At 61.2% G+C, this 21668-nt stretch carries 18 protein-coding genes and 1 pseudogene; 9 read left to right on the forward strand and 10 right to left on the reverse strand.

Going from position 1 to position 21668, the window contains the following annotated elements:
• Positions 1-120: 120 nt before the first annotated feature.
• On the forward strand, positions 121-1143 hold the full coding sequence (locus RlegSU303_RS19740) for a FecR family protein (protein ID WP_017962120.1): 1023 nt from the start codon (positions 121-123) through the stop codon (positions 1141-1143).
• Positions 1144-1149: 6 nt separating this feature from the next.
• Here RlegSU303_RS19740 and RlegSU303_RS19745 read toward each other — a convergent pair whose 3' ends face one another.
• Positions 1150-3321 carry a CHASE2 domain-containing protein gene (locus RlegSU303_RS19745; RefSeq protein ID WP_131709754.1) on the reverse strand — a complete coding sequence of 724 codons (2172 nt, stop codon included), beginning with the start codon at positions 3319-3321 and terminating at the stop codon, positions 1150-1152.
• Positions 3322-3381: 60 nt separating this feature from the next.
• Positions 3382-3531, reverse strand: a complete 150-nt coding sequence (locus tag RlegSU303_RS19750; protein ID WP_165504146.1) for a hypothetical protein — start codon at positions 3529-3531, stop codon at positions 3382-3384.
• A 147-nt stretch (positions 3532-3678) separates the two neighbouring features.
• On the opposite strand from RlegSU303_RS19750, the pseudogene RlegSU303_RS19755 reads away from it, so the two are divergent.
• The 5 genes and pseudogenes from RlegSU303_RS19755 (at position 3679) to RlegSU303_RS19775 (ending at position 9113) form a co-directional block, all read left to right on the forward strand.
• Positions 3679-5208 (forward strand): annotated as a pseudogene (locus tag RlegSU303_RS19755) (adenylate/guanylate cyclase domain-containing protein).
• Positions 5209-5384: 176 nt separating this feature from the next.
• Positions 5385-5600 carry a 30S ribosomal protein S21 gene (rpsU, locus tag RlegSU303_RS19760; protein WP_003542939.1) on the forward strand — a complete coding sequence of 72 codons (216 nt, stop codon included), beginning with the start codon at positions 5385-5387 and terminating at the stop codon, positions 5598-5600.
• 135 nt (positions 5601-5735) lie between these two features.
• Positions 5736-6605: a tetratricopeptide repeat protein gene (locus tag RlegSU303_RS19765; RefSeq protein ID WP_017962124.1), complete on the forward strand. Its 870-nt coding sequence runs from the start codon at positions 5736-5738 to the stop codon at positions 6603-6605.
• A 310-nt stretch (positions 6606-6915) separates the two neighbouring features.
• Positions 6916-8568, forward strand: coding sequence for a sensor histidine kinase (locus RlegSU303_RS19770; RefSeq protein WP_026158886.1), 1653 nt, complete (start codon positions 6916-6918; stop codon positions 8566-8568).
• Positions 8569-8630: 62 nt separating this feature from the next.
• Positions 8631-9113 carry a DUF992 domain-containing protein gene (locus RlegSU303_RS19775; protein ID WP_017962126.1) on the forward strand — a complete coding sequence of 161 codons (483 nt, stop codon included), beginning with the start codon at positions 8631-8633 and terminating at the stop codon, positions 9111-9113.
• Positions 9114-9194: 81 nt separating this feature from the next.
• Here RlegSU303_RS19775 and RlegSU303_RS19780 read toward each other — a convergent pair whose 3' ends face one another.
• The 6 genes from RlegSU303_RS19780 to RlegSU303_RS19805 all read right to left on the reverse strand — a co-directional run bounded on the left by RlegSU303_RS19780 (position 9195) and on the right by RlegSU303_RS19805 (position 15990).
• Positions 9195-10589: an NAD(P)(+) transhydrogenase (Re/Si-specific) subunit beta gene (locus RlegSU303_RS19780; protein WP_017962127.1), complete on the reverse strand. Its 1395-nt coding sequence runs from the start codon at positions 10587-10589 to the stop codon at positions 9195-9197.
• Between the two features lie 7 nt (positions 10590-10596).
• Positions 10597-10995, reverse strand: coding sequence for a proton-translocating transhydrogenase family protein (locus RlegSU303_RS19785; RefSeq protein WP_003542949.1), 399 nt, complete (start codon positions 10993-10995; stop codon positions 10597-10599).
• Positions 10995-12143, reverse strand: a complete 1149-nt coding sequence (locus RlegSU303_RS19790; protein ID WP_017962128.1) for a Re/Si-specific NAD(P)(+) transhydrogenase subunit alpha — start codon at positions 12141-12143, stop codon at positions 10995-10997. Before RlegSU303_RS19790 ends, RlegSU303_RS19785 begins: the two co-directional genes overlap by 1 nt.
• Before the next feature lie 156 nt (positions 12144-12299).
• Positions 12300-12524, reverse strand: a complete 225-nt coding sequence (locus RlegSU303_RS19795) for an aa3-type cytochrome c oxidase subunit IV (protein ID WP_017962129.1) — start codon at positions 12522-12524, stop codon at positions 12300-12302.
• A gap of 265 nt (positions 12525-12789) precedes the next feature.
• Complete coding sequence (locus RlegSU303_RS19800; RefSeq protein ID WP_017962130.1) at positions 12790-13542, reverse strand: N-acyl amino acid synthase FeeM domain-containing protein; 753 nt, start codon at positions 13540-13542, stop codon at positions 12790-12792.
• A 144-nt stretch (positions 13543-13686) separates the two neighbouring features.
• Complete coding sequence (locus tag RlegSU303_RS19805) at positions 13687-15990, reverse strand: putative bifunctional diguanylate cyclase/phosphodiesterase (RefSeq protein WP_094087411.1); 2304 nt, start codon at positions 15988-15990, stop codon at positions 13687-13689.
• A gap of 329 nt (positions 15991-16319) precedes the next feature.
• On the opposite strand from RlegSU303_RS19805, the gene RlegSU303_RS19810 reads away from it, so the two are divergent.
• Together RlegSU303_RS19810 and RlegSU303_RS19815 are read left to right on the forward strand one after the other, a co-directional pair.
• Complete coding sequence (locus tag RlegSU303_RS19810; RefSeq protein ID WP_026158887.1) at positions 16320-16859, forward strand: TRAP transporter small permease subunit; 540 nt, start codon at positions 16320-16322, stop codon at positions 16857-16859.
• A 21-nt stretch (positions 16860-16880) separates the two neighbouring features.
• Positions 16881-18374, forward strand: a complete 1494-nt coding sequence (locus tag RlegSU303_RS19815) for a TRAP transporter large permease (protein ID WP_131718820.1) — start codon at positions 16881-16883, stop codon at positions 18372-18374.
• Positions 18375-18456: 82 nt separating this feature from the next.
• Here RlegSU303_RS19815 and RlegSU303_RS19820 read toward each other — a convergent pair whose 3' ends face one another.
• Positions 18457-19563 (reverse strand): TRAP transporter substrate-binding protein, encoded by a 1107-nt coding sequence (locus tag RlegSU303_RS19820; RefSeq protein ID WP_027667804.1) that lies wholly within the window; start codon positions 19561-19563, stop codon positions 18457-18459.
• A 290-nt stretch (positions 19564-19853) separates the two neighbouring features.
• Here RlegSU303_RS19820 and RlegSU303_RS19825 point away from each other — a divergent pair, with 290 nt between their 5' ends.
• Positions 19854-20633, forward strand: a complete 780-nt coding sequence (locus tag RlegSU303_RS19825; RefSeq protein WP_131718819.1) for a gamma-glutamyl-gamma-aminobutyrate hydrolase family protein — start codon at positions 19854-19856, stop codon at positions 20631-20633.
• Between the two features lie 66 nt (positions 20634-20699).
• Here the strand turns inward: RlegSU303_RS19825 and RlegSU303_RS19830 are convergent, their stop codons facing one another.
• Positions 20700-21656: a 2-hydroxyacid dehydrogenase gene (locus RlegSU303_RS19830; RefSeq protein ID WP_131623747.1), complete on the reverse strand. Its 957-nt coding sequence runs from the start codon at positions 21654-21656 to the stop codon at positions 20700-20702.
• Between the last annotated feature and the right edge of the window lie 12 nt (positions 21657-21668).

Below are 21668 nucleotides of genomic sequence, written 5' to 3' on the forward strand. Positions count from 1 at the left end.
GCGAATGACGCAAGCAGCAGCGTTTCTGCTTGTCCGTCGACCGGCCGCCTAACCCAAGAGGGTTAGAAGACAAGCAATTACTAAAATGTTAACAATCACATGTTGTGGGGTATGTGTATCATGTGGGGTTGGCGCTCAGTATCAGTCGCGACGCTTTGCATCGCGTTAAACGGCGCATGGCCGGCGCTCGCCGCCGAGCCGGTCGGCCAGGCCGTCGTCGTCAAGACGCAGGTGACGGGACAGAGCGGGCCGATCGAGGTCGACACCCGCGTTCATCGCAACGAACGCATCAAGACGTCGCAATCGGGGCTTGGCCAATTCGTGTTTCGTGACGGCACGAAGCTCGCGGTCGGCTGGGGTTCGTCGGTCGTGATCGACAAATATGTCTTCGATGATTCCCAATCAGTCAAGAAACTGACGATTAGGGCGGCAAAGGGCACATTCCGCTGGGTCAGCGGCAATTCCAACTCCTCGGCCTACCAGATCCTGACTCCCGCCGGCACGATCGGCGTACGTGGCACCGCTTTCGATTTCTACGTCGGCCCGGATGGCACGACCGCCATCGTGTTGCTGAATGGTGCTGCCCGTTTCTGCGGCCCCGGCGGCTGCCGGCAGTTGCAGCAACGCTGCGATTGCGTGGTGGCCAAGCCGAATGGCGATATGTCCGCGGCACGCCGGGTCGACCCCAGCATCCTCGCGACGCTCGGAAATCAGCGCGCCCTACCCTTCCTCTCCGGCAATCAGCGACTTGCGGGCGGCATCGGCATGCTCGGCGGCTGCAATATGGCCTCCGTTGCGCCGGAAAGAAAAGACAGAACGCGGCCTCCACCGGCAGTTGCGCCTGCTCCGCAAAGGCAGGATCCGCCACAGAGACAGGCCGAGCCGCAAAAGGAGCGACCGAACAAGCCCGACAAGCCGCATCATGACAAGCCTCATCATGACAGGCCGCACCACGATAAGCCCCATCATGACAAACCGGACAGGCCCGACAAGCATGATGGCCATGGCCGGCATGACGATGACGGCAAGCCCGGAAATCACGGTTTGGATCATCGGGGGCACGAGCGCCACCATGATAGAGATCGCGATCACGACAACGATCGGAACCACGACAGGGGTCATAATTTCAATCGCGGTCGCTGAGGCCTGTCAGTCTGCGGCGCTTTTTTCGACCTCCTCCGGCACCTCGCGGAAATGATCGGCCCTGCGGTATACGCGCTCGTAGAATTCAGCCAGACCGCCGATCACCTGCACAGCCCTGAGCTTTGCCGTACCGATAAGCTTCCGGCTATTCCTTGAGTGTGATTGCAGGGCCTGCATCAACTGGTTATGGACGACCTTGAGCGAGGCAAATTCTAGAGATGCTGCGACCCGCTCATCGCCGACAACGGCGAGGATCTGTGTGCGGCTGCTCTTCCCCTTTAGCGGGAGCGCGCCGGCCTCGATCAGCGCCATTCCCGGCACTGACCGTGCCGTGCTGTCGGAGATGAGGATATCGAAGCCGACCTCCTTGCAGGAGGACTCGATCCGAGCCGCAACGTTGACGGCATCTCCGACAGCCGAATAGTTGAAGCGGGTCTTGGCGCCCATATTGCCAACGCAGGCAAGGCCAGTATGTATGCCGATACCGATGCTGACCTCCTGATCAGGCCCGAAGCCAAAGGCGTCGCCGGCGTTCAATTCAGCGAGTGTCTCGCGCATGGCAAGCGCTGCGCGAACAGCCTTGGCTTCATGATCCGCCACATCGACGGGCGCATTCCAGAATGCCATGATCGAGTCGCCGATGAACTTGTCGAGCGTGCCCTCATTCGCCACGACATGACGGCTCAACGCATCGAGCAGCGTGTTGAGGAAAGCGACGACATCCGTCGGCGCCAGCCGCTCGCTCATTTCGGTAAAATTCCTGACGTCGACGAACATCATCGTCAACTCGCGATCGTCTCCGCCGAGACGCAATGCATCGCGATTATGCTCGATACGGTGGAGCAGCGACGGGGAAAGATAATGTCCGAAGGCGCGCCGCACCTCGCGTCGCTCTCGATCGATCACCAGGATCTTGAACGAGGTCGCGGCAAAATGGGTGATCGATCCGCTGATGATCGGCGCCAGCGGATCGAAGAGAAGTCCTGCATAAAGAAAGGCGAGCCACGACGCGACAAGCGCCATAGCGGTAATTAGCAAACCGCAGACCAGCGCGACGGCGGGGCTGACGAAAGTCGTCACCACAACGAGCAGGCATCCGAGCACTGCGATGACGAGGATTTCAAGGCCATCCGCCCAGTCGGGCCGAGATAGGAATTGGCCGGAGAGGATCTGCTCCACCGCTTGCGCATGCAGCGAGACACCCGGAACGTTCTCGCCCAGTGCGGTAACGCGGATGTCCTGCAAGCCGGCCGCCGATGTGCCGACGAAGACGATGCTTCCGGCGATGGCGGCTTCGACTTCTGCGGAGGCGCCACCTGACGAAAGCACCTGACGGACGGAGATATACCGCTCGGCCCGGTCGGGAGTGACATAGAGCCAGAGCTCGCCCGCCGCCGTCAGCGGCACGACGAAATCGCCGATCTTAGCCGATGTCATGATACCCGCGTGGTCGGGCGCGCCCGACACCACGTAGGTCGATGCTTCCTGCGCGACGCGCAACGCCTCGACCGCGAGATTCGGATAGAGCTGTTCCCCATCGGTCAGGAACAGCGGGACCGCCCGCACCACCGGCGAAGGGTTTCCCGGGTTGAGGCTGATGTGGCCGAGGCCCGCCGCGTTGGCCTCCAGTTGCGGTCTGAGCGGCGTCGAAGCGCCGAGACGGGGCGGGGCCGAAATGGGGCTTTCGCCCGTGAACGCGAAGCCCGCTTTTACGGGCGGCCGGTAATTGCCTGCGTTGGAGAGGCCGAAGCCCAGCACGACGGGCTTGTCGGCAATCGAACGGGCGAATATTTCGTCATTGTCAGGTAGCTTTTCGGCAAGCGAGGGATCGACCCCGACCACCTCACGGACGACATTGCGCGGCGACAACCGATCCGGCTCGGAGAAGAGAACATCGAAGGCGATGGCCGCGGCACCCATTTCCGAGAGCCGGTCCACCAACAGGGCCAGCCGATCCCGCGGCCACGGCCATTGGCCGAATTCGCTGAGCGAAGTCTCGTCGATGTCGATGACACGAACCGGCATCGGCTCGAAGGTCCTGGGAACGAGCCGCTGATACTCATCGAACGTCACGCCGCGGATCAGCTTGAAAATCCCGGGATCGCCGGCGCGCAGCATGGTCAGCAGAGTCACGATAATCAGACCGATAACGACACCGATTTGCTGCTCGCGCGTCATGATCTCACCGGCTGTCCCTCCCACGGCCGCTCGAGCGGCCCCGCACTGCCGGCTGACAGGCTACGCCGCTTTCAGCCCGAACGCCATTCGCACCTGCGCTCCAGGCGTTTCTTTTTGGTTTCCCGCCTTTTTCTTTCCGTCCACCGGCGCAACAGCATCTTCAAATTCGGCGACGCCGCCAGTTCGGCTACGTTTTTGCTTGGACGACAAGGGCCCGATCTTGCCGGGTGAGGAACGAAATGTTCTTGTAACGATCGAAGGGCGAATGCGTTTTAGATGAGATAATGAGAGGCTCCCGTGATTTCGGAAACTGCCGCGCGCCGCAGCGGCTATTGGCTGATTGTCGTCGTGCTGGCAATGCTCGCCGGGCTGCCGCTTGCCGTCTGGCTCGACATCAGCGATCTCTCCGGAAACACGCTCAGGCGCCAGGCGCGCGACATGAGCTCGCTGATATCAAGCATCCGCTCCTATTATTCCGCCAATGTCGTGGGGCGCGTCCTGGCCGCGCACGCCAGCGGCGCAACTGCAGGCACGGTCGTCTCCCACAATTACGCCAATATATCAGGCGCCATTCCGCTGCCGGCCACGCTTTCCCTGGAGCTCGGCGACGTCATCAAGGAGCAGCAGGCCAATATCACCTACCGTTTCGTCTCCGACCTGCCGTTCAAGAGCCGCGCATCCCACGAGCTCGACGATTTCGAGAGACGAGCGCTGGCCGAGCTGCGCGCCAATCCGTAGCAGACGCTGAACGACCTCACCCGCGTCGGACTGACTGATACCGTGCGGTTCATCACGCCCGTGCTCATGGGGCAAGCCTGTGTTGCATGCCATAACAGCCATCCGGAAAGCCCGAAGACCGACTGGAAGGTCGGCGATGTACGCGGCATTCAGGAAGTGGTCATCAAGCAGCCCTATGTAAGCAACGTCTTCGCGTTCAAATATCTGCTCTGCTATTTTCTTTTTGTCGCCATCATCGGCCTCAGCTTCATTCTGCTGCAGCGGCAGCAGGCGCGCGCGATCCATAGCGCCAACCGGGATCTTGAAGCAGCGAACGAATTCCTGGCGAGCGTTTCCCTGAAGATTTCGCGCTATCTCTCGCCGCAGATCTACAAGAGCATCTTCAGCGGACAGAAAGACGTCGTGGTCCACACCGAGCGCAAGCGCCTGACGATTTTCTTCTCCGACATCAAGGATTTCACCGCGACCACCGAGCGCCTGCAGCCGGAAGCCCTGACGGAGATGCTCAACGAATACTTGACCGAGATGTCGAACATCGCCCTGGAGCACGGCGGCACGGTCGACAAGTTCATCGGCGACGCGATGCTGGTCTTCTTCGGCGACCCCGACACCAAGGGGCCGGAGGAGGACGCAAAAGCATGTCTGCGCATGGCCGTCGACATGCAGCGCCGTCTCGGCGAACTCAAGGACAGATGGCGCAGAAACGGCACCGAAGAGCCTTTCGTCGTCCGCATGGGAATTAACAGCGGTTATTGTAACGTCGGCAATTTCGGCAGCAGCGACCGCATGGACTATACGATCATCGGGGCCGAGGCCAATCTGGCAGCCCGGCTGCAATCGATCGCTGAGGGAGGAGAGATCGTCATCAGCTACGAAACCTATGCGCTGGTGAACGAAATCGTCGACGCTCATCCCTTGCCGCCAATCACGATGAAGGGCATACAGCGCGAGATCGTGCCCTATGGGGTGGATGGGCTGACGCTCGGCGCGGACCACAAGAGCCGCGTTCTGAGCGAGCACCTCTCCGGTCTCGACCTGCATCTGGACATAAGCCGGCTGGAGCCTGCCGATCGCCTGAGGGTCAGGACGGCTCTCAAGGAGGCAATCGCCGCGCTGGATGAAGCCGCGCCCGAACCGGCCAGATCATGACCGGACCAGGCGAAGCGTGATTTTTCCGCCCGCCTTCCATATCCATCTGGACTTCCCGTACCCAATCTGCTATCCCGCATCACCAATCGCAAGGCTGCGGCCGCGCGAACGTTATTGTTTTGCCTCTGGCCGCTGCGCCGCCTCCGGCATCAACCAACCAAAGGAACGTGATTCTCGTGCAGGTACTTGTCCGCGATAACAATGTTGATCAGGCTCTCCGCGCTCTCAAGAAGAAGATGCAGCGCGAAGGCATTTTCCGCGAAATGAAGATGCGCGACTATTACGAGAAGCCGTCGCAGAAGCGTGCTCGCGAAAAGGCCGAGGCTGTTCGTCGTGTTCGCAAGCTGGCCCGTAAGCGCGCCCAGCGCGAAGGTCTGGTCGCAGCACGCTGAGCGTTGCCGTCGTTTTTTCGACGTTTTCAGATGCATTGTGGCGGGGGCGATGGGTTCGCCGCCGCCTTTTTTAGTTTGCCGCTGAAGATCGCATATCCGCGCACCGGATATGCCGCATGGGGAAAGCGAGCCCGAATGGCTGTCAACACCTTTAATCCGTCCCGCGCTTTGCGCTTGCAGAAAACGGCATTCCTGCCCGCTTTGGCGCTGGCGGCAATGTTCGGCCTCGCCGGCTGCGAGACGACCAATACCACCGATGCCGTGATCCGCATCGATAAGGCGCAGGGTTCGGAAGAGAATATCGCCTCGCTGACGGCTGTTATCAACGCCAATCCGAGGGATCCCGAAGGCTACAACGTCCGTGGTTCCGCCTATGGCCGCGCCGGCCAGTTCCGCCCGGCGCTGAACGATTTCAACACGGCATTGCAGATCAATCCGCGGTTTTTCCAGGCTTATGCCAACCGCGCTCTTGTCTATCGCAATATGGGCCAGCAGGCCCAGGCGATTGCCGATTACAATGCCGCCCTGCAGATCAATCCAAGCTACGACGTCGCCTATATCGGCCGCGGCAATGTCTATCGCATGGCCGGCCAGGACGATCAGGCTTTCAACGATTTCGACAGAGCGATCCAGCTCGGCACCACCGATGGCCGCGCCTATCACAATCGTGGCCTGATCTACCAGAAGCGCAATCAGCAGGATAAGGCGATCGACGATTTCTCGAAAGCGATCTCGCTCGCGCCGAATTCGGCCGAGCCCTATAATGGCCGCGGCATTTCCTATATCGCGCTGAACGACGACGACAACGCCTTTGCCGATTTCAACCATGCGATCGAGCTTAACGGCAACATCGCCGAATCCTGGGCTAACCAAGCGCTCGTCTATGAACGCCGCGGCGACAAGGCGAAGGCCGCCCGCTCCTATCGCCACGCAATCGGACTCGACCCCAAATACCAGCCGGCCCGCGATGGCCTTGCCCGCGTCGGCGTTGCCCCAGCCGGCTAAGGACTTGAGTTGGCGGCCCGGAACATCGGGCAGCCGCAACGGACTTTCGCCGGTCGCACCGCATTGAAAAGAGAAAGCGGAAAAGCGCCTGTCATCGTCGGCGGCGTGTCATAGTATGTTGCAACCTGCTCTTGCTCCCCCTAACATGGACCTGCTTCGATAGCCTGCTATCGGGCGTTCGAACACGGGTTGAGGGCGGTTTGCGAGAGATGCGGATCTTTGCTTTCCTGGCCGCAAGCGAAAACCGTTGCGGGCCATGCGCATTACAGCGCCGCGCGTCTTTTCAGGCGCATGCCATCTGGCGCAACAGATGAAGATCGTCACCCTGTTCTTTCCCAAGGCTTCGATCGGCACCTACCTCGTCGCCATGGCCGTGGCAATCGCACTGCCGATCTTCGCGTTCGTAGCGCTGCTTCTGCTGCAGCTGGAGGACAACCAGCGTTCGGCGCTGAAGCGCGAGACCGCCCAGGATGCGCTTGCCCTTTCACGCATCATTGACCGCCAGCTTCAGGACATGGCGACGACCCTGCGGCTGCTTTCGAGTTCGCCGGAGCTTGAAAACGGTAATTTCGCCTCCTTCCATGAGCGCACGGAAACGGCCCTCAGAGACAACACGCTTTTCGTCATCGCCGTCGACCACACCGGCCAGCAGCTGCTCAACACCCGTCGGGCGTTCGGCACGCCGCTCGGCCAGACGGCGAACATGCCAGCTCTCGAGGCGGCCATGGCGTCCGGTCGCATCGAGGCTTCCGACGTCTTTCGTGGCCGGACCAGCGGCGAATGGGTCTATAACGTCACCCTGCCGCGGAAGAATGAGCCGGTCGCAGCCCTTATCATCACGCAGAACGCCCAGGATCTGCGCAAGCTCGTGACCACCGAGGGCCTTGCCCCCGGCTGGTCGGCCGCCGTTATCGATGAGAGCGGCCACGTCGTCGCGGCCACTGGCCCCGCCAATCTCGAACCCGGCACACCCTTCGATCCGCGCATTCTGCCGGCGCTCAGCGTGTCCCGCGGCGTCTTCGAGGACGAGGCGATCCTCCCGCACATGCTCCTCGGCTATGCTCAGATTCCCGGCTGGTCGTGGAAGACGGTGATATGGGGACCGATCGCCCAGGCTTCGATCCTCAGCACCTGGCGTTTCCTTATCATCGGTGGCGTGGCGCTGGTGCTCGTTGCCGTGCTGGGTGCCTATGCCGTCGCAAGACAGGTGCGCACCACCATTCGCGATATCGCCGACATGGCAAACCGAATGGGCGAAGGCCATATCGTCTCGCCGGTCGAGACCAGCGTCATCGAGGCGAACCAGGTGGCAATTGCTCTTTCCAATGCCTCTTTCGATCGCAGCCAGACCGAGGACCGGCTGCGTTTCGTCATGCATGAACTCGTCCACCGCACCAAGAATCTTCTGACACTTGCCCAGGCAATGATGCGCCAACTCGCCAAGCAGTCAGACAGCGTCGAGACCTTCCGCGCCGCCGTCGCCGACCGCCTCGAGGGATTGGTGCGTTCGATCGAGCTCCTGACCAGCGAACAATGGGGAGGGGTATCGCTGCGGCGGGTCGTCGACATTCATTTGCACGCCTTCCCGCAATCGCGCGAGCAGATCGACATCAGCGGCGAAGACTTCGTGCTGAAACCGGATGCCGTGCAGAATCTCGGCCTCGCCTTGCATGAACTCGCCACCAATTCGGTGAAATACGGTGCGCTCTCCGTACCGCAAGGCCGTGTCCGCTTCGAATGGCGCGACGTCAGCGAGGAGGACAAGCCGGATGCACTGCTCCGCTTCACCTGGGAAGAGCGCGGCGGCCCGCCGGTCACCGAGCCATCGCGCTCGGGCTTTGGCACGACCGTTATCAAGGCTCATGCCGCCTCCGCCTTTCGCGGCACGGTTGAGATCGATTTCCGGCCCGAAGGCCTGTTATGGGTGCTGACGGCGCAGCGCGCCACGCTGGAGCGGGAGTAAAAGTCCCGGAACAATCGCTACCTCCACCCGTTTCGGACAGGTCGTTCCAAAGGAGAAAGACCATGTTCAAGCAAACGATGATCGCAGCCGCGGCGTTGACAGCCGTTGCCTGGGCGAGCCCGGCGGGCGCGGAAAATTATATCACGCTTGGCCGTCTGGTCTGCGGATCGGATGGCGGCCAAGGTCTGATCGTCACCTCGCAGAAGAACCTTATCTGCACCTATACACCGACGGCCGGCGGTGCCAAGGCGGTCTATGCCGGCAGAATTGAGAAATTCGGCCTCGATATCGGCCAGACCGGCAAGAGCGTCATGATCTGGCAGGTGCTGGCGAAGACCGGCACGGATATCCCGCAGTTCGCCCTTGCCGGCGAATATTACGGGATCGGCGCCGACGCGAGCATCGGTGCAGGCGCCGGCGCCAAGGTCATCGCCGGCGGCACCAACAAGGCATTCATGCTGCAGCCACTGAACGTCCAGGCTCAGGAAGGCCTGAACCTGGCAATCGGCGTCGAAAAGATGACGCTCGTACCGGGCGAGACCTGACGAAAGCAGCTATGTCGGCCAAGTCAGACAGCAGTTGCCTGCTTGCATAATCAAACAGCCGCCGAAGGGCGGCTGCATCGATCAATGTGCGAGCGCCTTGTTGATATCCTCGGTCATCTTTTTCGCGTCGCCGAGCAGCATCATCGTACCATCCTTATAGAACAGCGTATTGTCGATACCGGCATAACCCGAACCGAGCGACCGCTTGACGAAGAGGCAGGTTTTCGCCCGGTCGACGTCGAGGATCGGCATGCCGTAGATCGGCGAGGTCTTGTCGTCGCGCGCCGCCGGATTGGTGACGTCATTGGCGCCGATGACATAGGCGACGTCGGCCTGGGCGAATTCCGAGTTGATGTCCTCGAGCTCGAAAACCTCGTCATAGGAAACATTCGCTTCGGCGAGCAACACGTTCATGTGGCCGGGCATACGGCCTGCGACCGGATGGATTGCATATTTCACCTCGACGCCGTTCTTCTTGAGATTATCGGCGAGTTCGCGCAACGCATGCTGGGCCTGGGCGACCGCCATGCCGTATCCCGGCACGATAATGACCTTCGATGCGTTGGCCATCAGATAAGCCGCATCCTCGGCCGAGCCGAGCTTGACCGTCCTGTCTGATGTGTCGGGTCCGCCGGACGCCGTCTCACCGCCGAAACCTCCGAGGATGACGGAAACGAAGGAGCGGTTCATGCCCTTGCACATGATGTAGGAGAGGATCGCGCCGGAGGAACCGACGAGCGCGCCCGTGATGATCAGCGCCAGATTGCCGAGCGTGAAGCCGATGCCGGCCGCGGCCCAGCCCGAATAGGAGTTCAGCATCGAGACGACGACCGGCATATCGGCCCCACCAATCGGCACGATCAGCAGAACGCCGAGCGCCAGCGACAGCGCGACGACGGCCCAGAAGTCGAAATGACTCTCGGTGGCGGCAAGCCCGATAATGAAGAGCACGATCAGCACCAGCAGGCTCGCATTGATCACATGCCGGTAGGGCAGCAGGATCGGCTTGCCGGACATGCGTCCGTCGAGCTTCAGAAAGGCGATGATCGAGCCGGTGAAGGTCAGCGCCCCGATCGCAACGCCGAGCGCCATCTCGACGCGCGCCTCGGTGTGGATGTGACCGATCTCGCCGATGCCGAAGGAAGCAGGCGTGTAGAGCGCAGAGGCCGCGACCAGCACGGCGGCAAGGCCGACCAGCGAGTGGAAACCGGCAACGAGCTGCGGCATCGAGGTCATGGGGATGGTGCGGGCGACATAGGCGCCGACGCTGCCGCCGATGGCAAGACCAAGGACGATCAGCACGAAGCCGCCGAAGTCAGGCGTCGCCAGCACCAGCGTCGTCAGGATCGCGATCCCCATGCCGATCATGCCGTAGAGATTGCCCTTGCGGCTGGTGGCCGGATGCGACAGGCCGCGCAGCGCCAGGATGAAGAGCACGCCGGAGACGAGGTAGAGGAAGGCTGCGATATTGGTCATCGGTCCCTCACCGGTCCTTCTTGCGGTACATCGAAAGCATCCGCTGCGTGACGAGGAAACCGCCGAAGATGTTGACCGAGACGAGCACGAGGGCGACGAAGCCGAAGCCGGTCGCAAGCCCGCTGGTCGAGATGCCGACCGCCAGAAGCGCGCCGACGACGATGACGGAGGAGATCGCATTGGTGACGGCCATCAGCGGCGTATGCAGTGCCGGCGTCACCGACCACACGACGTAATAGCCGACGAAGATCGACAATACGAAGATGGCGAGCTGGAAGACGAAAGGATCGATCGCCCCGCCGGTCGCAGCACTTGCCGCTTCCGGTGCCTGGGCCGCCGCCGTGATGACGGCGGTCACCGCCTGGTCGAGCTGCTCCAGCGCTCTGTCCATTGCTTCACTGGCCATCAGATGTCTCCCTTCTTCGCGCCGCCGAAGGCGGGATGAACGACGTCGCCGGCATAGGTTAGCATCGTCGCCTTGACGAGCTCGTCGTCGAGATTGACGACGACGCTCCGGCTTTCCTTGTTGACCATGGTCTCGAGGAAGGTGACGAGGTTCTTGGCGTAGAGCGCCGAGGCACTGGCCGCTACCCGGCCCGGCATGTTGGCGAAACCGATCACCCTGACGCCTTCGACATCGGCGATCTCGCCGGGGACAACGCCGTCGATATTGCCGCCGCGCTCGACCGCAAGGTCGACGGCGACAGCTCCTGATTTCATCGAGGCGAGCATGGCGCGCGAAACGAGCCGCGGCGCCGCACGGCCGGGGATCAGCGCAGTGGTGATGACGATATCCTGCTTGGCGATGTGTTCGGCAACCAGAGCAGCTTGTTTTGCCTGATAGTCGGCGGACATTTCCTTGGCATAGCCGCCGGCCGTTTCCGCCGCCTTGAATTCCTCGTCCTCGACGGCGATGAACTTGGCACCGAGTGAGGCGACCTGCTCCTTGGCGGCAGGGCGAACGTCGGTGGCCGAGACCGCAGCACCCAGGCGACGCGCAGTCGCAATCGCCTGAAGACCGGCGACGCCCGCGCCCATGACGAAGATCTTGGCAGCCGGCACAGTGCCGGCCGCCGTCATCATCATCGGCATGGCCCGGTCATAGACCGCCGCCGCCTCGATGACGGCTTGGTAACCGGCGAGATTGGCCTGGGACGACAGCACGTCCATGGACTGGGCGCGGGTAATGCGCGGCATCAGTTCCATCGCGAAAGCCGAAAGCCCGGCACTTGCCAGAGCCGCGATCGCTTCGTCGTTGCCGTAGGGGTCCATGATGGCGATGACCACGGCGCCGCTTTTATAGCCGGAGATTTCCGATCCGCTGGGACGGCGCACCTTCAGCACCACGTCGGCGGAGGCTGCATCTGCAAAACTGCCGATCCTGGCGCCGGCGGCCTCGAACTCCCCGTCCGGAATGCGCGAAGCCGCACCGGCACCGGCTTCGACGACGACGTCGAAGCCGAAACTTTTCATCTTCTTCACGGTCTCGGCGGAGGCCGCGACGCGCGTCTCCTCACCCGTGTTTTCCCTTGCAACGAAAACGATATTGCCCAACTGCCCCCTCCTCCGGGTCAGCCAGACCGCCGCAGGCTTTCCCTGCGCGGGCCAAGCACCTCATTCAAAAAGCTTCGGAGAAGCTCTCCTCCCCTCAGAGCGCCGTGCGTCCTTTCGGACGCACAAAGGGCGCTCTGACCCTCTGAATCTACGCGATCAGCGGAGCAGGAAGATGCCGGCAGCGAGTAGAATGATGAAGACGAAGAGACCGCCGAGAAGGCCGGCGCCGCCGAAGAAACCGGCGGTCATTGCAAGCAGGAGGACGATGAGAAGCATCGAGCCGTATTTCGCGCTGGCGACGAACATGTCGTAGGTCTTTTCATGTTCCTTGTAGTCCATCGGCGCGCCGGTCTCGACCGGTCCGGTATGATGTTCGGCCATAAATATCGTCTCCCTGAAATGCCTCTGCGCTGCTTGATTCCCTAGCTTGAGCGAGGGAAATCCCTTCCTGCAGGAATTACACAATGACAGGCGAAAGCGCAATGCATGAGAATGCCGCAAGCGCGCCTCGCAGCGACCTCATCCGGACGAGAAGACGACCTCAACGGTCGGATGAAAGAGGTCCGGCGACAGATGCGGTTTTCGCCTGTCGTCCACGCCTCATCTGCCCTGACGGCATCGCCTCTCTATCGCGGAGAAAGGGAAATCACAGCGGCAGATCGGTGCCAAGTTCGCCTGGCGGCACGAAACGCGCCGTCGGAATGATGGTGAGCGGCGGTAGCGTGTCGTTCGGAGTGCGCGAAAACATCATACGCTGCTCGCTGGCGCTGGAGATGAAGAAGGGATAGCGCGTCAGCAGCTTGCGTCCGACCTCGATCACATTCGTCGCCATCAGCGTCACGTCAACCCCGTAACTCTCCGCCAGTCGGCCGGGCACGATGGTATCGGCATAGAAGACCCGCTTGTAGAAGGCGGCATGCGGGGGCCGGACGGACTGAATAACGCGGTCAGCTCGGAAATACGCTGCCGCAACGATGGCGGGTCTCAGCGTCAGATAGGGAACCCACGGCAGATCGGCGGTGAGCTCCGGATCGGCCGCGAAACGCGCCGGGTCGATCAAGGTCAGCCCGGCGTCCAAAAGCTCATCCATCGCCTCGGGAAAGGCCTCTCCGGACCGGCTGATACGATGCTCCGGCGTCACATAGTGAATTCGGATCGTACTGACCAGTTCACCATAATAATAGAGACCGAAGATATAGGCATGGCTGTCGAAATCGACATCGTCCAATAAACCTTCCGGGGCAAGCGACAGCGCGTCGTGGGCTTTGTACGCCTTGTAGCGCAGCCGCTCCACGTCCTCCATGTCTTCACTGCTTTCGACCCGGCGATATTCGACGTGATCTAGAATTTCAAGGATTTTCCTGCTGAAATCGCTACGCGTAAAAAGTGTGTCTGACATTCTCTCGATCCGCTCGTTAACGGATCATTAATCATACGCCGCCGATATATAGGCAAGAAAATCTGAAAACTTGGGTTGAATTTAAACTATTAAGGTTAACGGCGCGCAGATTTTCGGCTGGGATAACCAGTCACTTGCAGGGGCTCAGGCGACCTTGTTGCGACGGCGCTGGACGGTGCGGCGGCCGATGCCCTCTTGTAGCAGCGTGATGTTCTGGGAAGGCACCGGCCGCGAGAAAACGTAACCCTGCACGAGATCGGCGCTGCGGTGCTTGTTGAGCAGCGCCAGCTGCTCCTCGGTCTCAACGCCCTCGATGACAATCTTCAGGCCCAGTTCGCGGGCGAGATTGACTGTGCCGCGCAAGAGCTTGAGGCGGCGCGCATCCTCGACGATGTTGCGCACGAAGGACCGGTCGATCTTAACGATATCAAGCGGCAGCGTGTCGAGATAGCTGAGGCTGGAGAAACCGGTGCCGAAATCGTCGATGGCAATGGTGATGCCGCGGGACCTGAGCTCCGCCAGGATGGCGCGCACCGCCGCCGGCTCGTCGATCAGGCAGCTCTCGGTGACTTCGAGATGCAGTCGTGCCGCGGCGAGGCCGGAATGGGCAAGCGCCTCGGCAACCACCGAAAGGATGTCGGCATCGCGCAGATCCCGCGCCGAAAGGTTGACCGAAACGGCGATATGTTCCGGCCAGTTCATGCATTCGCTGCACGCCTTGAACAGCACGAAGCGGGTGATGTCGGAGATGATGCCCATATCTTCGGCGAGTCGGATGAAGACATCGGGGGGGATCGAGCCCCTCTCCGGATGCACCCATCGCGCCAAGGCCTCGGCACATTCGATCCGCGAGCCGTCGGCCCGGAACATCGGCTGGAAGACGAGATGCAGCGCCTGCGCCGAGACCGCGTCGCGCAGATCCGCCTTCAGCTTCTGTTGCTCGATATAGCGGCCGTCCATCTCCCGCTCGAATCCTGAGATGCCGCCCTTGAAGCGCGACTTGCTTTCGAACAGGGCAAGATCCGCCTTGACGCTCCATTCGTCCATCGCGAACGCGTCGCTTTCGAGAATCGCGTAGCCGGCGCTGAGCGAAACGAGAAAAGTCACTTCGTCGACCTCGTAGTTACCCTGAATCGCGGCATGAACGCGGCGGATTTCGCGGTCGAGCGAGACCTGCTCCTTCGCACGCGGGAAGAACAGAATGAACTGATCGCCCATCAGCCGGCCGAGGATGGCATTACCGGAAGCCTGCTTGATGCGGGCGGCGATAGCGCAGAGCAGATGGTCGCCGGTCACATGGCCGCGCATGTCGTTGACATGTTTGAACTCGTCGATATCGAGCACCATGAAGCCGAGCGGCCCGTTCTTCTTCGGAGACTTCGCAAAATACTCCTGCACCAACTGGCCGAAATATTGCCGGTTGGGCAGGCCGGTCAGCGCGTCGAAGCGCACCATGTGCAGGATCTTCTGCTCCGCCTTCACCCGGCTTGACACGTCCTCGAAGATCAGCACGGCGCCGCCGTCGGCCCTGCGGCTGGCGGAGAATTCGAGCGACAGGCTCTCGGGAAAATGAATGAGCGTGCGCGACAGGCTGCCCTCGGCGACCTGGGTGAGCTGGCGCAGGATGAGCTCCGGCTGCGAGGCATCCATGAAGCTGTAGCGCGCGCCGTAGCGCAGCACGGCGCCGAGGTCGCGGTCCTTCAGCCGCTCCGGAGCACCGATCTTCAGAAGCTCGCAGGCCTTGCGATTGACCACCTGGATGCGGTTTTCGGCATCGACCATGACGAGGCCGTGCGGCATGTTGTTGAGCGCCGTATCGAAACGGTCGGCAATGATGGTGATTTCCCGGCGCGCAATGACGTTCTCATAGAGAAACTCGCGCACGCCGTTTGCCATGGCTCGCGTCGTTAGCCAGAAAGGAATGAGGAGGATCGACAGCACGCCGCGATAGAAATCTAGCACCAGCAGGCTGCAGACGATCATCGGCAGGCAGCAGAAGAACGTCTGGAGGTCGACTGCGAAGCGCGAGCCGTAGTTGCGGCCGACGACGGAAACCATGGTTGCCATGGTGACGGAAATGCAGGCAAGCTCCGCAAAGGAATCGCGCACGACGAAGATGGCGTAGCCGCTGGCGATGCCGAGAAGCGCCGTGGTGCAGGCCCCACTGGCAACGAGAACCCGCTCCCACCGTTCGATTCCGGCGTGCGACAGGCTCTGCTTGTCGACACGATCGAACTGCCGGAAGATGGCCATGCGAGCGCCGAAGACCAGAAGGAAGGCGACCGACAGCAGGATGTAGATGGAGTATTGTGTCTTGGCAGCCACGGCAAGGCACGTCGCAACATGTACAATCACGCCAACAAGAAGCGTCATGCGATTCCCGGAGAGGGAACTCACAAACGACAGATACACATCTATTGGGACCCTGTTCGGGTTATCTGGCTTCATCCACACTTTCCCTGTGCGCGGGAATTCTAAGCCCAACCCTTTAAAAATTGATTTCAATGGAATCAAACATTTGGTCAAATTTTCTAAAACCACAGGGTGAACCGCACAGCCTACGCGAGTTAATGCAGCCTACCGGCGAGATTACTGAAATAATTTATCCACGCCTGGGTTGTTGAAATATTTGACGACCCTACGGCGGGGCCGATGCCTCTAAGACTATACTCCAACGCGAGGCATTTATCCTTCCAATTTCGAAGGCTGTGGTCTACATCGATCGCACGAGGGAAAAGCTGCCGGAAAACCGGCGGGACAAGAATAAGGGGAGGCGAATGTCGGTACTTCTGGCCGCAAGCCGGCTGATCGATTCGATCAGTCAGTTCATGGGCAAACTTTCCGAATATATGGTGCTGTTCTGCTGCCTGATCAGCGCCGGTAACGCCATCGTCCGCTATGCCTTCAACTACAGTTCGAACGGCTGGCTGGAGATCCAGTGGTATCTCTTCGCCTTCGTCGTCATGCTCGGCGCTTCGCATGCGCTGCGCAACAATGAGCATGTCCGCGTCGATCTGATCTATGGTTCGGTTTCCGACAGGGCGAAGATCTGGATCGACATCGTCGGCCTCATCGTCCTCCTCCTTCCCGCATGCGTCTATCTCACCTGGCTGTGCTGGCCCTTCTTCGCGCTCTCCTACCATCAGGGGGAAATATCGGGCAATGCCGGCGGGCTGATCCGCTGGCCCGTCAAGCTGATCCTCGTCGCCGGCTTCGCGTTGCTCTCCCTTCAGGGCCTCTCGGAACTGGTCAAGCGGATCGCAGCCCTCACCGGCCATATCAGCATCGATACGAAATACGAAAAGCCGCTGCAGTAATGCGGGCTGGGAGACACTGACTTGTTTGATTTCGGCATCATCCCGCCGGCCATGTTCCTGGGCATGGTCATCTTCATGCTCTACGGCTTTCCGGTCGCCTTTTCGCTCGCCGCCGTCGGCTTGTTTTTCGCCATCATCGGCATCGTCACCGGCCATTTCGGCGAGGTCTTCCTGCAGGCTCTGCCGCTGCGCTTCTTCGGCATCCTTTCCAACGACCTCCTGCTCGCCATTCCCTTCTTCACCTTCATGGGCGCGGTACTGGAGCGCTGCGGGCTGGCCGAGGACCTGCTCGAAGGCACCGGCAAGCTCTTCGGTGGCATACCCGGGGGCCTCGCCTATGCCGTCATCCTCGTCGGCGCCGTGCTCGGCGCTATCACCGGCACGGTGGCCGCCTCCGTCATCACCATGGGGGTGATTTCGCTGCCGATCATGCTGCGCTACGGCTACAATCCGCGCCTTGCCACCGGCGTCATCGCCGCCTCGGGCACGATCACCCAGGTAATCCCGCCTTCGCTCGTGCTCGTCGTCCTCGCCGATCAGCTCGGCAGGTCGGTCGGCGACATGTATCTTGGCGCGATCGGCCCCTCGATCCTGCAGGTGACGATCTTCGTGCTCTTCATCCTGGTGATGTCGATTATCCGGCCGAAATCGATGCCGCCGCTGCCGAAAGAGGTGCGCGGCGATTTCAACTGGGCTCTGCTCGTGAAGGTGCTGATGGGCATGGTCCCCTCGATCGTGCTGATCTTCCTCGTGCTCGGCACGATCTTCATGGGCCTTGCAACACCGACGGAAGCAGGCGCGCTCGGCGTCGTCGGCGCCATTGTGCTTGCCGCCATGAATCGCCGCCTCACCTGGCCGCTGATCCGCGAAGCCATGGCATCGACCACGCACATCACATCCATGGTTGTGATGATCCTGATCGGCTCCACCTGTTTCAGCCTGGTCTTCCAGGGCATGGACGGCTCGCGCTGGATCGAGCACATGCTGTCGGGCATTCCCGGCGGGCCGGTCGGTTTCCTGATCTTCGTCAACATCTTCATCTTCGTGCTCGCCTTCTTCCTCGATTTCTTCGAGATCGCCTTCATCGTCATCCCGATGCTCGCACCGGTCGCCTCCAGTCTCGGCATCGACCTGATCTGGTTCGGCGTCCTGATCTGCGTCAACATGCAGACGAGCTTCATGCATCCGCCCTTCGGCTTCGCGCTTTTCTACCTGCGCTCGATCGCCGGCAAGGACGTCAAGACCTCGGATATATACATGGGGGCTCTCCCCTGGGTCGGTATGCAGCTGATCCTGGTGGCGATCGTGATCTTCTGGCCGCAATCGGTCACCTACTGGCTGGATCATGGTCCGAAGGTCGACCCGAACTCGATCAAGATCGAAGTCCCGGGCTTCGGCGGCCAGCTCGGCCTGCCGCCGATGGGCGGCGGCGGCAATGGCTCACCGCAGATCCCAGGCCTGACCCTGCCGCCGCTGAACGGCCTGCCGGGAGCACCGCCGCCACCGGCCAAATAGATGTTTAGTCCAGCAAAAAGCAAAACCCCGGATGGAGATCCGGGGTTTTGTATTGCGCTCGTCTGAAGCGTCGACGGAGAGCTTAAAGCTTTCCGGCCCGCTGCTGGATCATCATGAACGTATCGAAGGTGTATTCCGACAGCTGCATCCAGAGATAGGCATCCCGCTTGAAGGCGGCCTGGTCGTCGTAGATCTTCTTGAAATACTGGTTCGTGCCCGAGATTTCGCTGTAGATGCCCGTGGCTGCCTGGAAGCAGGCTTCCATGATCTCCTGGCTGAACGGGCGCAACGTCGCGCCCTCCGCGACGAGCTGCTTCAGCGCGGTTGGGTTCTTCGTGTCGTACTTCGCCAGCATGTTGGTGTTGGCGAAGGCGCAGGCATCGGTCAGCGCTGCCTGATAGTGCTTGGGCAGGCTGCTCCATTTTTCGAGATTGAAGAACCCATGCACCGTCGGGCCACCTTCCCACCAGCCCGGATAATAGTAGTACTTCGCCACCTTGTGGAAGCCGAGCTTCAGGTCGTCATAGGGGCCGACGAATTCCGCCGCATCGATCGTACCTTTTTCCAACGCCGGGTAGATATCGCCGCCGGCGATCTGTTGCGGGATGACGCCGACCTTCTCCATGACGCGGCCGGCAAGGCCGGCAATGCGCATCTTGACGCCCTTGAGGTCATCGAGCGTATTGATTTCCTTGCGGAACCAGCCGCCCATCTGCGCACCGGTATTGCCGGCCGGCAGCGCATACATGCCCTGCGTGGCATAAAATTCATTCATCAGCTTGTTGCCGTTGCCTTCGTAGTACCAGGCATTGGTCAGGCGGCTGTTCAATCCGAACGGAATGGCCGTTCCGATGGCGTAGGTCGGGTCCTTGCCGACGAAATAATAGGAGGTGGTGTGGGCTGCCTCGACCGTGCCGGCGGCAACCGCATCGACGGCCTGCAGGCCGGGCACGATTTCACCGGCCGCAAAAGGCTGGATCGTGAAATTGCCGTCCGTCGCGGCGGCAACATGCTTGGCGATATCCTCGGCTCCGCCATAGATCGTATCCAAGCTCTTCGGAAACGACGACGTCATGCGCCACGCGATCTTCGGATTCTCCTGCGCGATCGCAGGCGCTGCCAATGCCGTTGCGGCAACCGCACCGGCGCCGGCGGTTCCCGCCTTCTTGAAAAACGAACGACGATCCATCAAAAACCTCCCATATAGATGGCACTGCGCGGCTGATCTTCACCCTGCTCGCAGCGAGGGCAAAGCTAAGCATGGCGAGGGCCGCGATTCAAGCTTTAGTCTATTAGCCTTTGGCATCAAACGGCAATAAGGCGGCGCAAACGCGCCCATCAAAATCAGCGGCTTAGCGGAAACCCGAGAACCTCGGCACCGCTTCCGCCGTAATTTGGCCAGCCGGTGCAGCCAAGCGTTGACTTGACGGCCGTTCTGGCGGCAGAAATGGCAAGCACAAAGATTTAACCGGGGCTGATATGACGAAACCGATCGTTGCCATTCCTGCCGATATCCGCAGCTTCGACGGCGCGACCTGGCATGCGGTGCAGCATCAATATCTGCGGGCCGCATTGAATGCGGCGGGTGTCATGGCCTTCATGATTCCCGCCTTCGAGGAAGGCTACGATACCGATGCGATCCTCGACCGTGTCGACGGCCTGCTGGTGTCCGGTTCGGCCAGCAATGTTCATCCCTCGCTCTACGGTATCGAGGCGGATGACAAGGATGGCCCCTTCGACACCGCCCGCGACGCCACCAGCCTGCCGCTCATCCGCCGCGCCATCGACCGCGCCATCCCGTTGCTGGCCATCTGCCGCGGCATCCAGGAGCTGAACGTCGCCCTCGGCGGCTCGCTGGCAAGCGAGATCCAGGAGCAGCCCGGCATCTGGGACCACCGCCGGCCGGAAGGCGTCGATCGGGACGGCATGTACGCCATTCGCCAGACCGTCCACGTCAAGGAAGGCTCCTGCATCGCAGGCATTCTCGGTCCGGGCGAGATCCGCGTGAATTCCCTGCATCGCCAGGCAATCGCCAGGACTGCCCCACGCCTGCAGGTAGAAGCCATCGCCGAGGACGGCACGGTGGAGGCCGTCTCCGTCATCGACGCCAAGGCCTTTGCCGTCGGCGTGCAATGGCATCCGGAATATTGGGCTGAAACCGACAAGTCTTCGAACCAGCTGTTCGCCGCTTTCGGCGACGCCGTCCGCAGCTATGCCGCGGCCAAGCTGCCGGTCATCCCCGCGCAGGCGATTGCCTGACTCCAGGCGCCCGCGAAGCGCTATGTCTGTTACTCGGCAAGCATCGCCCGGGGAGCCACCCCGCGCCTAAGCCTTCTGCGGAGTCTCCGGCACCGGCGTCAGCGCCGCACCCTTCTCGAACCAGGCAATGAGGTTGTCGGCGACGAGATCGGCCATTGCATTGCGTGTCGGCACGGACGCGGAGGCGACGTGCGGCAGCAGCACGGCATTCGCAGGTTCCAACAGGTCGGCCGGCACGGTCGGCTCTTCATAGAAGACGTCGAGACCGGCAGCGCCGAGCGCGCCGGAAGCAAGCGCGGCACTCAGCGCCTCCTCGTCCACCGTCCAGCCGCGGCCGACATTGACGAGAATGCCGTCAGGGCCGAGTGCTGCCAGAATATCGGCATCGATCGTCTTGTGCGTCTGCGGCGTCTTCGGAACGATGGCGATCAGCGTATCCACAGCATTCGCCAGCCCCTTCAGCGTCGGGTGATAATCGTAGGGCACATCGGCATGGCGCGAACGTGTGTGGTAACTGATCTTCACCTTGAACGGCTCCAGCCGCTTGGCAATTTCGAGCCCAATGCGGCCAAGGCCGTAAAGCCCGACATGCCGGCCCTTCAGCGAGAAACGCGACAGCGGATAGGCGTTGCCCGGCTTCCAGTTGCCGGCGCGCAGCCAGGCTTCGGCCCGCGGCAATTCGCGGACCGTGTTCAGCAGCAAGCCGATCGCCGTATCGGCGACCTCATCGTTCAGCACATCAGGCGTATTGGTGACGACAATGCCTTTTTCGGCGGCATGTTTCACATCGACGCCATCATAACCGACACCGAAATTGGCGATCACTTCGGCGTGCGGCAGCTGGTCCATCCAGGCGCCCGGGAAGGAACCGGATACGGCGACGCCGCGGATGCGGCCGGCAATCTCGCCGTCAAGCGCAAGCGTCTCCTCGCGCGGGACGGCGATAATCTCAAAACGATCCTTCAACCTGCCGAGAACACGCTCGTGTATCTTCCCAGGAACGAGAATGGCGATGCGGGACATGGCTTTTCCTCT

The organism is Rhizobium sp. SU303, from assembly GCF_021052345.1.
Lineage (GTDB): Bacteria > Pseudomonadota > Alphaproteobacteria > Rhizobiales > Rhizobiaceae > Rhizobium > Rhizobium laguerreae.

Bases quoted from the DNA above. Each gene is read 5' to 3' on its own strand.
- RlegSU303_RS19800 (WP_017962130.1), bottom strand. From the start codon at position 13,542: ATGTCAGACACACTTTTTACGCGTAGCGATTTCAGCAGGAAAATCCTT.
- RlegSU303_RS19830 (WP_131623747.1), bottom strand. From the start codon at position 21,656: ATGTCCCGCATCGCCATTCTCGTTCCTGGGAAGATACACGAGCGTGTT.
- RlegSU303_RS19740 (WP_017962120.1), top strand. From the start codon at position 121: ATGTGGGGTTGGCGCTCAGTATCAGTCGCGACGCTTTGCATCGCGTTA.
- RlegSU303_RS19795 (WP_017962129.1), bottom strand. From the start codon at position 12,524: ATGGCCGAACATCATACCGGACCGGTCGAGACCGGCGCGCCGATGGAC.
- RlegSU303_RS19810 (WP_026158887.1), top strand. From the start codon at position 16,320: ATGTCGGTACTTCTGGCCGCAAGCCGGCTGATCGATTCGATCAGTCAG.
- RlegSU303_RS19780 (WP_017962127.1), bottom strand. From the start codon at position 10,589: ATGACCAATATCGCAGCCTTCCTCTACCTCGTCTCCGGCGTGCTCTTC.
- RlegSU303_RS19820 (WP_027667804.1), bottom strand. From the start codon at position 19,563: ATGGATCGTCGTTCGTTTTTCAAGAAGGCGGGAACCGCCGGCGCCGGT.
- RlegSU303_RS19805 (WP_094087411.1), bottom strand. From the start codon at position 15,990: ATGAAGCCAGATAACCCGAACAGGGTCCCAATAGATGTGTATCTGTCG.
- RlegSU303_RS19775 (WP_017962126.1), top strand. From the start codon at position 8,631: ATGTTCAAGCAAACGATGATCGCAGCCGCGGCGTTGACAGCCGTTGCC.
- RlegSU303_RS19785 (WP_003542949.1), bottom strand. From the start codon at position 10,995: ATGGCCAGTGAAGCAATGGACAGAGCGCTGGAGCAGCTCGACCAGGCG.
- RlegSU303_RS19770 (WP_026158886.1), top strand. From the start codon at position 6,916: ATGAAGATCGTCACCCTGTTCTTTCCCAAGGCTTCGATCGGCACCTAC.
- RlegSU303_RS19825 (WP_131718819.1), top strand. From the start codon at position 19,854: ATGACGAAACCGATCGTTGCCATTCCTGCCGATATCCGCAGCTTCGAC.
- RlegSU303_RS19745 (WP_131709754.1), bottom strand. From the start codon at position 3,321: ATGACGCGCGAGCAGCAAATCGGTGTCGTTATCGGTCTGATTATCGTG.
- RlegSU303_RS19765 (WP_017962124.1), top strand. From the start codon at position 5,736: ATGGCTGTCAACACCTTTAATCCGTCCCGCGCTTTGCGCTTGCAGAAA.